This is a genomic window from Phyllobacterium sp. YR620 (assembly GCF_900104165.1).
Classification (GTDB): Bacteria; Pseudomonadota; Alphaproteobacteria; order Rhizobiales; family Rhizobiaceae; genus Phyllobacterium; species Phyllobacterium pellucidum.
The window spans coordinates 313,921-327,027 of sequence record NZ_FNJP01000005.1; the positions used below are offsets into that span (position 1 = coordinate 313,921).

Below are 13,107 nucleotides of genomic sequence, written 5' to 3' on the forward strand. Positions count from 1 at the left end.
ATGCTCTACGCAAGAAAATCCTCGATGAAGCGTTCATATATTTGGGTGAGCGTTTCAAGATCGGCAATGTCTACCCTTTCGTCAACCATGTGCATGGTTTTGCCGACAAGGCCGAACTCGACGACAGGGCAATAGTCCTTGATGAAGCGGGCGTCGGACGTGCCGCCTGACGTTGAAAGCTGCGGGCGTCGGCCGATGACCGCTTCGACGGACTTCGTCAGCGTGCCGACGAGCTTGTCGTCGTGGGTCAGGAACACGTGGCTCGGCCGGTCGCGCCAGGTCAACTCGTAGTTCACCGGCGTTTTCCGCCCGGGGCGCAGCTTGCGCCGTCCCGCGGCACGGTCGAGCCGGTTGTGGATCTCGGCCATCAGCGTTTCGTCGGTCCAGCTGTCGTTGTAGCGGATGTTGAACGTTGCCGTCGCTTTGGCCGGTATGACATTGACCGCAGGATTACCGACATCCATCGTCGTGACTTCCAGATTTGTCGCCTGGAAATCCTTGGTGCCCTTGTCGAGCGCGGGATAAAGCAGGCTGTCGAGCAAGGTGACGAGGCCCCGCACCGGATTGTCGGCGAGGTGCGGATAGGCTGCATGACCCTGAACGCCGTTTACGGTTATCGTGCCGGAGAGCGAGCCGCGTCTTCCGATCTTTATCATGTCGCCGAGCTTGTCGGGATTGGTGGGCTCGCCGACGATCGCGGCATCCCAGCTTTCGCCCTTGGCCTTTGCCCATTCGAGAAGCTTGCCGGTCCCGTTGATCGACGGGCCCTCCTCGTCGCCGGTGATCAGAAACGAAATCGACCCCTTGAGGCTGCCATGCTTCGTGATGTGACGCGCGACGGCAGCGGTGAAACAGGCGACTCCGCCCTTCATGTCGACAGCGCCGCGGCCATACATCTGGCCATTGTGAATGGCGGCGGAAAAGGGCGGGAACTTCCATGCGGCCTCGTCGCCGACAGGCACCACATCCGTATGACCCGCGAACATCAGATGAGGTCCATTGCCTGAACGTCTCGCATAAAGATTCTCGACGTCGGGCGTCCCCTCCTCGCTGAAAACCGGTCTCTCGACCGAAAACCCGAGGGGCGCAAGCATGGATTCAAGAGCTGTCAGCGCTCCGGCCTCGGCGGGCGTTACCGACGGGCAAGTGATGAGCTGGGCGAGGTTTTGTACGGGATCTGTCGCGGATTTCATGCAAGAAGCGATAATGGAAAAGGATAGGCCTGTCACCTACTACTGCGGCGCGTGCCGGGGCACTGCGGTTCCCGGCATCGGGCGCTGGATTGAAGCACCTGCATCTGTTTAAATGCTGCGACCGATGAACCGGGAACAGCAACATGACCGAAAACGAAAGCCGTATCGTCATCGCTGGAGCCGGATCGATAGGGTGTTATGTCGGTGGTTGTCTCGCCGCTGCCGACAAGAACGTGGTTTTTCTTGTACGACCACGGGTCGATGAAGCGCTTCGCCAAGGGGGCCTCAACATCGTCGATCTCGACGGAACCGAGCGCCTTGTTAGCTCGGAGAAGCTTCAGCTCGCGGTCGATCCTGCCGCAGCCTTTGGGTCGGCCGAGATTATTCTCGTCACGGTCAAGAGCGGCGCGACTGAAGAGATGGCAAAGCTGATTGCCGCGCACGCCCCTTCCAGCGCCGTCGTTGTGAGCCTGCAGAACGGCGTCGACAACGCAAAGGTGCTGCGTCGCACCCTCCCCAAGGGTTTCACCGTCGCTGCAGGCATGGTTCCCTTCAACGTCGTGCAATCGGAACCCGGGGAGGTGCCGCTCACTGTCCGGCGGACCACGGAAGGAACAATTCTCATCGACGACAAGCCCGGAGACCTTGCCGATGAACTCTCGGTCCCCGGTCTCCAGGTGGCAAATGATGAAGACATGCAGAGCGTTCTCTGGGGCAAGCTGCTGATGAACCTTAACAACGCAGCCAATGCCCTGTCGAACCTGCCGCTTGCGACGGAACTGTCCGATCGCAACTGGCGTCGGCTGCTGGCGGACCAGATGAACGAAGGCATCAAGGTGCTCAAGGCCCATGGGATCGCGCCGGCAAAGATACAGGGTCTTCCGCCGGCGCTCCTGCCGTGGATATTGCGGTTGCCGGACTTCCTCTTCGGGATTCTCGCACGAAAAATGCTGAGCGTGGGGCCACACGCGCGATCGTCCATGTGGGAGGACCTGTCACGCGGGCGCCCGACCGAAATCGACTACCTGCAAGGCGTGATTCTTCGGCTGGCGCAGGAGAAGAACATCGACGTCCCCCTGACGCGCCGGATTATCACCCGTATCAGGGAGGCGGAGGGCAAGCCGCTCCGCTCTCACACCGTGGAGGAAATCCGCAACTCGCCCGCGTGAGCGGATCAGTCGCGCAACAATTCGTTGATCGACGTCTTCGAGCGGGTCTGTTCGTCGACCCGCTTGACGATCACGGCGCAATAGAGGCTCGGACCAGGCTGGCCATTGGGGAAGGGCTTGCCGGGAAGCGAGCCGGCGACGACCACCGAATAGGGCGGCACTTCGCCGTAGAAGATTTCGCCCGTTGCACGGTCGATAATCTTCGTCGACTTGCCGATGAAAACGCCCATGCCGAGGACAGAGCCTTCGCGAACGATGCAGCCCTCGACCACTTCGGAGCGGGCGCCGATGAAGCAATTATCCTCGATGATGGTCGGACCGGCCTGCATGGGCTCAAGCACGCCGCCAATGCCGACGCCACCCGACAGATGTACGTGCTTGCCGATCTGCGCGCACGAACCGACGCCGGCCCAGGTGTCAACCATTGTTCCCTCGCCGACATAGGCGCCGAGGTTGACGAAGGATGGCATCAGGATCGCGCCCGGCGCGATATAGGCCGAGCGGCGGACGATGGCGTTGGGTACCGTCCTGATGCCCGCCTTGGCGAACTCCGTCGCACCCCAGCCGTCAAACTTCGATGGCACCTTGTCCCACCAGACAGCGCCGCCCGGGGCTCCTTCGATGATCCCCATCGGATTGAGACGGAACGACAGAAGCACTGCCTTTTTCAGCCACTGATTGACTTTCCAGTTTCCATCAGCCTGTTTCTCAGCGACCCGAGCCTCGCCGCCGTCGAGCAGAAGAAGCGCTGCCTCGACAGCGTCGCGAACTTCGCCGCGCGTATCGGTATTGATGGCCTCGCGTTCATCGAAGGCCTTCTCGATGGTCATTTCGAGGCTGGTGAGGTCAGGCTTGGACATTTGCAGGTCACTCCATTACACGGGCGGTTTAATTTAAGTCTGTGAGAGGGTCAATCTCACCATTACCATGCTGGACCGCGAAAGAATGTCTCAGAACGTCATAAGTGTCCGCACGAGGAGAAGCCGAATTGAACACCGATGAAAAAGACAGCTGGACACCGTTTTCTCATTCTTCCGAAGCGGTACGCCGTGTCGAGACTGCACCGGAAACGCCGCAGACCCTGTCCAGCACCTATAAGCTGGCCTTCGCCGATCCGGAATTCATGACGCGGCGCGAATTGCGGGCCGTGCGCCTGCAACTCGAACTGTTGAAGCCGGAAATGGCGCTTGCCGAGCGCGGCATCCGCTCGACCGTGGTCCTGTTCGGCGGAGCGCGCATCCCCGAACCCGGCGGCGCCGCCTGGGCGGCGAAAAATGCTACCCAGAAAAAGAACCTCGAGGCCAATTCACGCTACTACGCCGAGGCGCGCAAGTTCGCCGAACTCTGCTCCACCTATTCGTCAACGACCTACTACCGCGAGTTCGTCGTCGTCACCGGTGGCGGTCCCGGCGTGATGGAAGCGGGCAACCGCGGCGCATCGGATGTCGGCGCGCCGACGATCGGGCTCAATATCGTGCTGCCGCACGAGCAGACGCCGAACCCCTATGTATCGCCGGATCTGTGCTTCAATTTCCATTACTTCGCTATTCGCAAGATGCACTTTTTGATGCGGGCGAAGGCCATGGCGATATTTCCCGGCGGTTTCGGAACCATGGACGAAACCTTCGAGACGCTCACACTCATTCAGACCGGACGCATGGAACGCATCCCGCTTCTACTCTTCGGGAAGTCTTTCTGGGAGAAGGCGATCAATTTCGACTTCCTCGCGGAGCAAGGCGTGATCTCGCCATCGGATCGCGAACTCATCACCTTCGTCGATACCGCCGACGAGGCCTGGGATGTGATCCAGGCCTTCTACAAGCTGGATTGACGCCTCAGACCGGCTCGCTCCTCTTGACCTGCCTTGGCAGGATCGCGTCGAGGAACGCGGCAAGTTCATCGGTCACGTAATCGACGTGGTCGGTGTTGCCAGGATCCCGCTCCCATATCTCGGAATAGGTCGGTTCGAAATTATGCGGAACGATGAGGACCGTAGTCATGCCGAGCGCCTTCGGCACGACGAGGTTGCGCGCCAGATCCTCGAACATGACGCAACTGGCGGCGTCGATCTTGTGCATTGCCAGGAACCGATCGTACGTCTCGCGCGCCGGTTTGGGTGTCAGCTCCGCTGCCCTGATGTCGAAAATGTCATCGAACTGCTCGAGCACACCGAGCTGGCGCGCTGCGCGTTCAGCGTGGCCCCGGTCGCCATTGGTGAAGATGAATTTCCGTCCCGGTAACTGCTTGATCGCCGTGGAAAGCGACGGGTCGGGCACCAGCCAGGAATAATCGATGTCGTGGACCTTCTGCAGAAAATCATCGGGATCGATATCGTAGCGGTCCATCAAGCCTTTGAGCGTCGTGCCGTATTCCTTGTAAAATCGCTTCTGGAGATCGCGTGCATCCGTATGCGAAAGCTTCAGCAGATCAGCGACATAGCCCGTCATCTTGACATCAATCTGCGAAAAGAGATTGGAATGATGCGGGTATAGCGTGTTGTCCAGATCGAAGACCCAGTCCGTTATATGCGCAAAGTTTAATGGATCAGGCTGGTTTGTCATCCGTTAGGGTTTCCGCTATTTATCTGCGCTGCTCATGCATCGATTTTATTAGTGCGTCTCATCAATAGACGAAAATGGTCGCAACTACGACCGATTTTAGATTTATCGCTCGCCTGCATTTTCCCAATTTCTTGTTTCATGCATTTTCCAGAGAAACGATGTCCAAAGTCATTTTCAAGTGCATATTGGTAACCATTGTCATGACTGCCTCCTGCGTCGTGATTACCAACGCGATCCGCGAGGCGGTCCATATGTCAGATGGCCCTACGCGCGTTATTGCGATCCTCTGCCCGCTGCTGATCACTCCGCCCGTAATCTACCTGTGCCTGCGCCAATCGGAAAAGTTGCGACAAGCCCTAACCGACCTCAATCGAATCATGCAGGAACTCGAGACAACGAACGTCCGTCTGTTCGAGGCATCCCTGCGCGACAACATGACCGGGCTTCTCAACCGCGAAACGTTCTTCGAGCGGATGGAGGCTTTGCGCAGGCAGGGACCGGGCTCCTTGCTGATTGTCGATGCCGACCACTTCAAGAAGATCAACGATAACCATGGCCATCACACCGGTGACGCTGCGCTCATTGCAATCGCACAGTGCATATCGCGGTGTATCGGTGAAGATGACTGCGCCGGCCGTATCGGGGGCGAGGAGTTCGCCATATTCCTCGCGACGGCGGATGAAACCGAGGTACGCGGCGTAGCCGAATGCATTCGCGCCGAGGTCTGCAGCCATGCATTGAAATCGGCCGAAGGCGCGGAGGTTCCGCTCAGTGTCAGCATCGGCGGCGTAGCAGGCGTTGCCGCCGGTACGGTCAAGGAACACTTCCGGACAGCCGACCGGCGTCTTTACGATGCCAAACGTCGCGGCCGCAATTGCGTCAGCGTCCGCTCGCCTGTCAAGAACATCGCCTGAACGCGGCGCTCCCATCAGACCATGGCGGGGTCAAGCGGTTCTGCCTCCTTCCACCGCGCAATCAGCGTCGGCATGTCCGCCGTCTCGAAAGCATCGCGAAGGGCGGCGAAAGACGGCAGTACGAAATAGGCCCGCTGGAACTTGTCTATCTCATATCCCGTCCGCATAACCGTTTCGATGTCGAAGGGGACGTGGTGCGCATCGGCACTCGTCACCGCGAACTGCAACTCGCTGAAAGACGACATCAGCCCCGCGCCGAAGGCCTTAACCGGGGCGCCTTCCTCCTGCATCAAGCCGAACTCGGCGGTGTACCAGTAGAGACGAGCGGCCAGTTGCTCGCCGCCCATCCGCGACGCTGCTCCACCCTTGACCCCGTATAGCTGCATGAAATCGGCAAATACGGGTTGGCTCAGGATAGGCACGTGGCCGAAGAAATCGTGAAACATGTCTGGTTCGACGATGTAATCGAGTTCCTTCTTCTTGCGCAGCCAGTTGGTGACGGGAAAACGCTTGTTGGCGAGATGATCGAAGAAGGGCTCGTTGGGGATGAGGCCAGGGACCGCTACGATTTCCCAGCCGGTCAACTTGCGCAGCCGGTCACTGACCTCATGGAAATCCGGGATGCGATCCAGTAGGCCGAGCGCTTCCACGCCGTCGAGATAGCTGCGATGCGCAAGCTTTTCCGTCAACTTCGTCTGGCGATCGCACAGGGTGCGCCATACCTCCTGGTCTTCGTCCGAATAGTCATATTTCTGTTCGACCGTGAAGTCGGCATTGCACACCGTATAGTCGCCGCGCAGACCCAGCTCAGCGCATTCGCGCGCATAGGCCTCAACACTGATCGTCATGATTTTCTCCTCCACCATGGAACCAAGACCCGCAGGATACCTTGAGGATAAGAGAGAATTTGACCTAATCATCTCAAAAACGCATGCTATAAGGTGAAACTTGATCTTTTTTGGAGGAAATCGGGTGACATCACCTCAATTGAATGAGTTCGAGATCAAAATGCTGCAGATCCTCCAGGCCAATGGCCGGGTTGCCATCACTGATCTGGCGCAGATGATCGGGCTGTCCGCGACGCCGTGCGCGCGGCGTTTCGAGCATCTCCAGGAGAGCGGCGTGATCAAGGGTTTCGCGGGGATGATAGACCGCCGCGCCATCGGGCTCATGGTCGAAGTGTTCATCCAGGTGCGGCTCAATACGCACAGCGACGACTCGCCCGAGCGCTTCGTTGGAGAGATAGAGCGCATGGACGAAGTTTCGTCATGCTGGACCATGACTGGCGAACACGATTTTCTGCTGCATGTCATGGTACCGACGGTCGACGATCTCAACGATTTCGTCATGCATCGGCTGATGCGGCTGAAAGGCGTGCGCGACGTACACACCCAACTCGTCCTGCAGAACATCAAGGGGCCGGGAAAGATCCCGCTCGAACACCTGAAGCGGTGATCAGGGAACGATCAGCGTGCCGGCGCCGCGCTCGGTGAAAAGTTCGAGCAGAACCGAATGCGGCGTCTTGCCATTGAGGATGACGACGCCTTCGACGCCGCGTGTTATGGCATCGATGCAAGTTTCGACCTTGGGAATCATCCCGCCCGAAATGGTGCCATCCTTGATGAGCGCGCGCGCCTGGCCGACCGAAAGCTCCTTGATAAGCTCCTTGTTGGCGTCAAGCACGCCCGGAACATCGGTGAGGAACAGAAGGCGCGAGGCTTTCAGCGCGCCGGCGATGGCTCCCGCGAAAGTATCAGCATTGATGTTATAGGTATGCCCGTCGCGTCCCGGGGCAACGGGTGCGATCACCGGGATCATCTCGGAGCGCGCCAGAAGGTCGAGCAGCGTGCGGTCGATCTCCACCGGTTCGCCGACGAAGCCCAGATCGACGATTTTTTCAATGTTGGAGTCGGGGTCGATAACGGTCTTCTTGGCCTTCTCGGCGAAGACCATGTTGCCGTCCTTGCCGCACAGGCCGATTGCCCATTCGCCTTCGGCATTGATGAGCGCCACGATCTCCTTGTTGATCGAGCCCGCAAGGACCATCTCGACAATCTCGAGGGTCTTTTCGTCGGTGACGCGCAATCCGCCTTCAAACTTCGATTCGATCCCCATGCGCGCCAGCATCGAAGCAATTTGCGGTCCGCCGCCATGAACAACGATGGGATTGATGCCCGATTGTTTCAGCAAGGCTATGTCCCGCGCAAACGCCTTGCCCAGCGCGGCATCGCCCATGGCATGGCCGCCATATTTCACGACGACGGTCTTGTTTTCATAGCGCTGCATATAGGGAAGAGCAGCCGAAAGCAGATTTGCCTGGATTTCGGCGGTTTGGTCGTCGGGCGTCAGGGACATGCGCGGGCTCCGGCTTTTGGAAGGTCGTGGGGTTCTTAGCGCCAAAGGCGATCCCGGGCAAACATGATTTCGGCTTGCCGCCAAGGTTTTTGCCCGAAGCCATTGACAGTGTGCCGCACCGCCGGATTTAAATCATGCAACCAGCAGTTGGAAACGCCCTTCACATGACGCCCGAAGGCATATCGGAACTGATCTCACGCGTCTCCCTGCGGGACCGGGCGGCTTTCGATGCGCTCTATGCTTCGACGAGCGTGAAACTTTTCGGCGTGTGCCTGCGTGTCTTGGGTAACCGCACGGAGGCCGAAGACGCGCTGCAGGACATCTACGTCAAGATATGGAACAAGGCGGACCGGTTTGCTGTCGCCGGCACCAGCCCGATTTCTTGGCTCGTCGCCGTTGCCAGGAACCACTGCATCGACCGTCTGCGGGCGCGCAAAGGCCGAACGGAGGATCTCGACGAGGCATCGGATATCGCCGAGCCTTCCGCCGATCCCGAACAATCCGCCATTGCGACGGGAGAGGCGCGCCGCCTTGGGGATTGCCTCGACCAGCTCGACGCTCCACGTGCGGCGGCCGTGCGCGGCGCTTACCTTAATGGCGACAGCTACGAGTTGCTCGCGCAGCGTCATAAAGTGCCGTTGAATACAATGCGAACCTGGCTGCGACGCAGCCTTTTGAAACTGAAGGAATGCCTGGAAGGATGAGCGCGACACCACCCGATGACACTGTTCCGGACGGCGACGATCTCGTTGCCGCCGAATATGTGTTGGGCGTGCTGCCCGAAGAGGAGCGCCGCGACGCCGCGCGCCGCATCGAAACGGACCCGGTATTCGCCCGCCTTGTCACCCGGTGGCAGGAATATTTCAGCGCACTCGATGAGGGGTTCACGCCGGTTTCGCCGCCGCACCATATCAAGTCCCAGATCGATCATCGCCTGTTCGGAACCGATGCGCCGGCGCCGGCGATGCCGCTATGGACCAGCCTCGTATTCTGGCGCGGGCTTGCACTCGCCGCCCTGCTGCTGGCGATGATCGGTTTCGGGCGCGACCTTATTTTGCAGCGTCCCGCGCCGGCGCAGCTGGTGGCATCCATGGCTGCTGACAACAGCAAGGTTCGCACAGTCGCAGTTTATGACGAGCAGACAAAGCGCCTGAAAGTGAGCCTGGTTGCCGGTGACATGCCCTCAGACCGTTCGCTCGAACTCTGGCTGATTGCCGGAAATGACGCGCCAGTCTCACTCGGGTTGATGAAATCGCCGCAGGTCACCGAATTCAATGTCCCGCAGGGTTTGGCCGCCAAACTGCGTGACGGTACGACGCTTGCCATTTCGGTCGAACCGCTTGGCGGTTCGCCAAGTGGAGCCCCCACCGGTGCAGTCGTCGCCGCCGGTACGATCCGTGCAATCTGAAAAAATATCGCGCCGCTGAAACTTTGCCGTCAGCACTCCCGTATCTCCACCGACCTCTCAAGAGAGGCAATGCAACAGTGGAGATAGAGATGTTACGCAAATCATTGAGCTTGATCGCGCTTTCGACGGTCCTGATTGCCGGAACTGCGTTCGCCAAGAATCCGACTGTGGGCGGTGCGCCCATGTATCCAAACAAGAACATCATCGAGAATGCGGTGAACTCGAAGGATCACACGACCCTCGTCGCTGCCGTCAAGGCTGCAGGCCTCGTCGAGACGCTCGAGGGCAAGGGGCCCTTCACGGTGTTCGCACCCACCAATGAGGCCTTCGCGGCGCTGCCGAAGGGAACCGTCGAGACCCTGTTGAAGCCTGAAAACAAGGACAAGCTGGCCAAGATCCTGACCTGCCATGTCGTCGCTGCCGACGCCTCGTCAAAGACGATCATGAAGATGATCGATGATGATGAAGGCGCGCATCCGGTGAAGACCGTGGGCGGCTGCGTCTGGACCGCGAAGTACAAGGGCAAGAACCTGACATTGACAGATGAAAACGGCACCGTCGCTCACGTGACGATCGCCAATGTCAAACAGTCGAACGGCGTCATCCATGTGATCGACAAGGTGCTGCTGCCAAAAATGTAAGCCGCAGCACTCAAATGCGCAGACGGCATCTGCGCATCTTGCCCCGCGGCGATCTCCTAGCCCTAGGTCGTGCGGGGCCCTTTTATTTCTGGTTTTCTTCGAGCAAAAGCGCGATTGCACCGCGCAGCTCATCAAGCCCGGCGCCCTTCTCGGACGACGTCGCCAGGATTTCCGGATAGGCGGCAGCGCGCTTTTTGATCGCCTGCGCCGTCTCCTCCATCAACCGGGGCACACCGGCTGCCTTGATCTTGTCGATCTTGGTGAGAACAAGCTGGTATGAAACCGCGGCCCGGTCCAGAAGATCGAGCACTTCGGCATCGTTTTTCTTGACGCCGTGGCGCGCGTCGATCAGCACATAGACCCGCTTCAAGGTCGAACGCCCGCGCAGATAGTCGAACACCAGACGGGTCCAGGCGTCGACCTGTTCCTTCGGCGCTTCGGCAAAGCCATAGCCCGGCATATCGACGACGGCGATTGGCGGCAGGTCCTTGCCCTCGCCCGAATAGCCGTCGGGAACGAAATAGTTGAGTTCCTGCGTACGGCCGGGCGTATTCGAGGTGCGCGCCAGCTTCTGGCCGAGGGTCGCATTGATAAGGGATGATTTGCCGACGTTGGACCGGCCGGCGAATGCGATTTCAAGCGGTCCCTCAGGCGGCAGGAATTTCATCGACGGCACACCGCGAATGAATACCCAGCCCTGCGCGAAGAGCATCCTGCCCCTCTCGATCAACCCGTTGGTCCTGTCCTCGGCTTCAGTCACGTTCATTCCATTCCATTGCGCGTGCGGGATTGAGAAGTGTGCATCAAGGTTTATCCTCGCCTTGTCAACACAGCAGGGCAGACCGGCGCAACAGCTTTTACCCCTTATTGCGTCATGGTTGCGTTCGGCTGCCGTCAATGTCCAGCGAAACCAGGCGCTGAAACGAGATCAGCCGGACCTGTGGGGCCCGGCCGATGCAAAGAATTTCGCGAAACTCCGGCCGCTACTCGGCCGGTTTCGGTTTCTTCTTGAACATGCCCGCCAGGTTATCCCAGAGCTCGATCTTGACGCCCTGGCGTTTCATGATGACGCCTTGCTGGATGATCGACAGCGTGTTGTTCCACGCCCAGTAGATCACGAGACCTGCAGGGAAGCTTGCCAGCATGAAAGTGAAGATCAGCGGCATCCAGTTGAAAATCATCTGCTGCGTCGGATCGGGCGGCGTCGGGTTCATGCGCATCTGCAGGAACATCGTCACGCCCATGATCAACGGCCAGACGCCAATCATCAGGAAGGCCGGAACCGCCCAGGGCATAAGCCCGAAGAGGTTGAAGACCGAGGTCGGATCGGGCGCGGCAAGGTCCTGAATCCAGCCAAAGAACGGCGCGTGGCGCATTTCGATGGTCACGTAAAGGACCTTGTAGAGCGCGAAGAAGACGGGGATCTGGATCAGGATCGGCCAGCAACCGGCGATCGGATTGATCTTTTCCGTCTTGTAGAGCTCCATCAGCGCCTGCTGCTGCTTGACCTTGTCATCCGCATATTTCTCGCGAATTTCGGTCATCTTCGGCTGCACCAGCTTCATCCGCGCCATGGAGGCGTAGGACTTGTTGGCGAGCGGGAAGAACAGGCCCTTGAGGATAACGGTGACCAGGAGGATGGCGATGCCGAAATTGCCGATCGCCTTGTAGAGCGTGTCGATCAGGTAGAACATCGGCTTGGTGATGAAATAGAACCAGCCCCAATCGATCAGGAGATCGAACTGGCGGATGCTGCGTTCCTTTTCATAGGCATTGATCGTTCCGACTTCCTTGGCGCCGGCGAAGAGCAGGTTCTCAATCGTAGCAGACTGACCGGGCTCGATCGTCGTCGGGTCGGAAAGGTAGTCGCTTTGATAGCGCGGACGTCCGTCGTCGAAATAGGACATGCGCGCCTGGAACGGCTTTGCTGCCGAGGGAACGAGGGTTGCTGCCCAATATTTGTCGGTGATGCCGATCCAGCCGCCGGTCGTCGCCTTCGGCGGGGACACTTCGCGCGCCTTTTCGATGGCGGCGAACTTGTATTCCACCAGACCTTCGTCGCCGATAACGCCGATCGGACCTTCGTGCAGCACATAGGTGCTCGGATGAAGCGGCTTGGAGAAGCGCGTAACGCGGCCATAGGAGGCGAGCGAAACGGGAGCGGACGTGCTGTTGGTTACCGTGTCCTTGACCGTGAACATGTAACGGTCGTCGACCGTAAAGGTGCGCTTGAACGTCAGGCCCTTCTCGTTGGTGAAGGAGAGCGTCACCGGATTGGCCGGCGTCAGCGTGCTGTTGCCCTCGACCGTCCATACAGTGCCCGGCCCAGGGACCGTGCCGGTCAACTCGTTGCCGGTAAAGCCGATCTCGGCGAATTGCCCGTCAGCCATCTGCGCCGGGCTCAGAAGCTGGATGGCCGGCGAGTTGTCGTCAACGGTCTCGTGATACTTCTTGAGCTGCAGGTCGTCGAGCCGTGCGCCGGTCAGGCTGATCGAGCCGCCGAGGCTCGGCGTATCGATCTTTATGCGGGAGGTCTGGCCGAGCGCGGCGTCGCGGGTCAGGCTGCCGGCCTGGGCGCCATCCTGGGATTGGCCGGGGATATTGGCGCCAGGCGTTGCCGGCGTCGACGACGGCAGGTTTGCCGCGGTGCCGGTGGCTGGCGTTCCGGCCGGCGTGCTCGCCTGTCCGTCAACGCGCGTCTGTCCTTGCCGCGTGGCCTCGATCTGGGCCTGTTCGCGCTGCGCTTCGATCTTGGGGTTCATGTAGAACACCTGCCAAAGCGTCAGGATCACAATGGACAAGGCAATGGTGATAAAGAAATTACGATTGGTTTCCATTGTAGTCCTTGGGTCGGGTCGGGTGCGCC

At 59.3% G+C, this 13,107-nt stretch carries 14 protein-coding genes; 7 read left to right on the plus strand and 7 right to left on the minus strand.

Annotation, left to right across the window (positions count from 1 at the left end; translation table 11 throughout):
• Positions 1-5 precede the first annotated feature (5 nt).
• Positions 6-1,193, minus strand: a complete 1,188-nt coding sequence (dapE, locus tag BLR72_RS17715; RefSeq protein ID WP_091950670.1) for a succinyl-diaminopimelate desuccinylase — start codon at positions 1,191-1,193, stop codon at positions 6-8.
• A gap of 143 nt (positions 1,194-1,336) precedes the next feature.
• On the opposite strand from dapE, the gene BLR72_RS17720 reads away from it, so the two are divergent.
• A complete protein-coding gene (locus BLR72_RS17720; RefSeq protein WP_091950672.1) occupies positions 1,337-2,362 on the plus strand; it encodes a 2-dehydropantoate 2-reductase in 1,026 nt (341 codons plus the stop codon).
• Positions 2,363-2,367: 5 nt separating this feature from the next.
• Here BLR72_RS17720 and dapD read toward each other — a convergent pair whose 3' ends face one another.
• Positions 2,368-3,222: a 2,3,4,5-tetrahydropyridine-2,6-dicarboxylate N-succinyltransferase gene (gene dapD / locus BLR72_RS17725; RefSeq protein ID WP_091950675.1), complete on the minus strand. Its 855-nt coding sequence runs from the start codon at positions 3,220-3,222 to the stop codon at positions 2,368-2,370.
• 128 nt (positions 3,223-3,350) lie between these two features.
• On the opposite strand from dapD, the gene BLR72_RS17730 reads away from it, so the two are divergent.
• On the plus strand, positions 3,351-4,193 hold the full coding sequence (locus tag BLR72_RS17730; protein ID WP_091950677.1) for an LOG family protein: 843 nt from the start codon (positions 3,351-3,353) through the stop codon (positions 4,191-4,193).
• Between the two features lie 4 nt (positions 4,194-4,197).
• On the opposite strand, the gene BLR72_RS17735 is transcribed toward BLR72_RS17730, so the two are convergent.
• Positions 4,198-4,923 carry a pyrimidine 5'-nucleotidase gene (locus BLR72_RS17735; protein WP_027230506.1) on the minus strand — a complete coding sequence of 242 codons (726 nt, stop codon included), beginning with the start codon at positions 4,921-4,923 and terminating at the stop codon, positions 4,198-4,200.
• A gap of 158 nt (positions 4,924-5,081) precedes the next feature.
• Here BLR72_RS17735 and BLR72_RS17740 point away from each other — a divergent pair, with 158 nt between their 5' ends.
• A complete protein-coding gene (locus tag BLR72_RS17740) occupies positions 5,082-5,837 on the plus strand; it encodes a GGDEF domain-containing protein (protein ID WP_175492392.1) in 756 nt (251 codons plus the stop codon).
• 14 nt (positions 5,838-5,851) lie between these two features.
• On the opposite strand, the gene phhA is transcribed toward BLR72_RS17740, so the two are convergent.
• The gene (phhA, locus tag BLR72_RS17745) at positions 5,852-6,685 is read right to left on the minus strand and encodes a phenylalanine 4-monooxygenase (protein ID WP_175492393.1); all 834 of its coding nucleotides are present in this window, start codon (positions 6,683-6,685) and stop codon (positions 5,852-5,854) included.
• 124 nt (positions 6,686-6,809) lie between these two features.
• On the opposite strand from phhA, the gene BLR72_RS17750 reads away from it, so the two are divergent.
• Complete coding sequence (locus BLR72_RS17750) at positions 6,810-7,292, plus strand: Lrp/AsnC family transcriptional regulator (protein ID WP_091950681.1); 483 nt, start codon at positions 6,810-6,812, stop codon at positions 7,290-7,292.
• On the opposite strand, the gene argB is transcribed toward BLR72_RS17750, so the two are convergent.
• Positions 7,293-8,192 (minus strand): acetylglutamate kinase, encoded by a 900-nt coding sequence (gene argB, locus BLR72_RS17755; protein ID WP_027230510.1) that lies wholly within the window; start codon positions 8,190-8,192, stop codon positions 7,293-7,295.
• 164 nt (positions 8,193-8,356) lie between these two features.
• Between argB and BLR72_RS17760 the strand changes: the two genes are divergently transcribed.
• The 3 genes from BLR72_RS17760 (at position 8,357) to BLR72_RS17770 (ending at position 10,241) form a co-directional block, all read left to right on the plus strand.
• Positions 8,357-8,896, plus strand: coding sequence for a sigma-70 family RNA polymerase sigma factor (locus BLR72_RS17760; protein WP_091950682.1), 540 nt, complete (start codon positions 8,357-8,359; stop codon positions 8,894-8,896).
• Positions 8,893-9,600, plus strand: coding sequence for an anti-sigma factor (locus BLR72_RS17765; protein WP_091950684.1), 708 nt, complete (start codon positions 8,893-8,895; stop codon positions 9,598-9,600). The genes BLR72_RS17760 and BLR72_RS17765 overlap by 4 nt, the downstream gene beginning before the upstream one ends.
• 89 nt (positions 9,601-9,689) lie before the next feature.
• Complete coding sequence (locus BLR72_RS17770) at positions 9,690-10,241, plus strand: fasciclin domain-containing protein (protein ID WP_027230513.1); 552 nt, start codon at positions 9,690-9,692, stop codon at positions 10,239-10,241.
• A gap of 82 nt (positions 10,242-10,323) precedes the next feature.
• Here BLR72_RS17770 and yihA read toward each other — a convergent pair whose 3' ends face one another.
• A complete protein-coding gene (gene yihA, locus BLR72_RS17775; RefSeq protein ID WP_244506751.1) occupies positions 10,324-10,953 on the minus strand; it encodes a ribosome biogenesis GTP-binding protein YihA/YsxC in 630 nt (209 codons plus the stop codon).
• 271 nt (positions 10,954-11,224) lie between these two features.
• Complete coding sequence (gene yidC, locus BLR72_RS17780) at positions 11,225-13,078, minus strand: membrane protein insertase YidC (protein WP_091950687.1); 1,854 nt, start codon at positions 13,076-13,078, stop codon at positions 11,225-11,227.
• Positions 13,079-13,107: the final 29 nt, after the last annotated feature.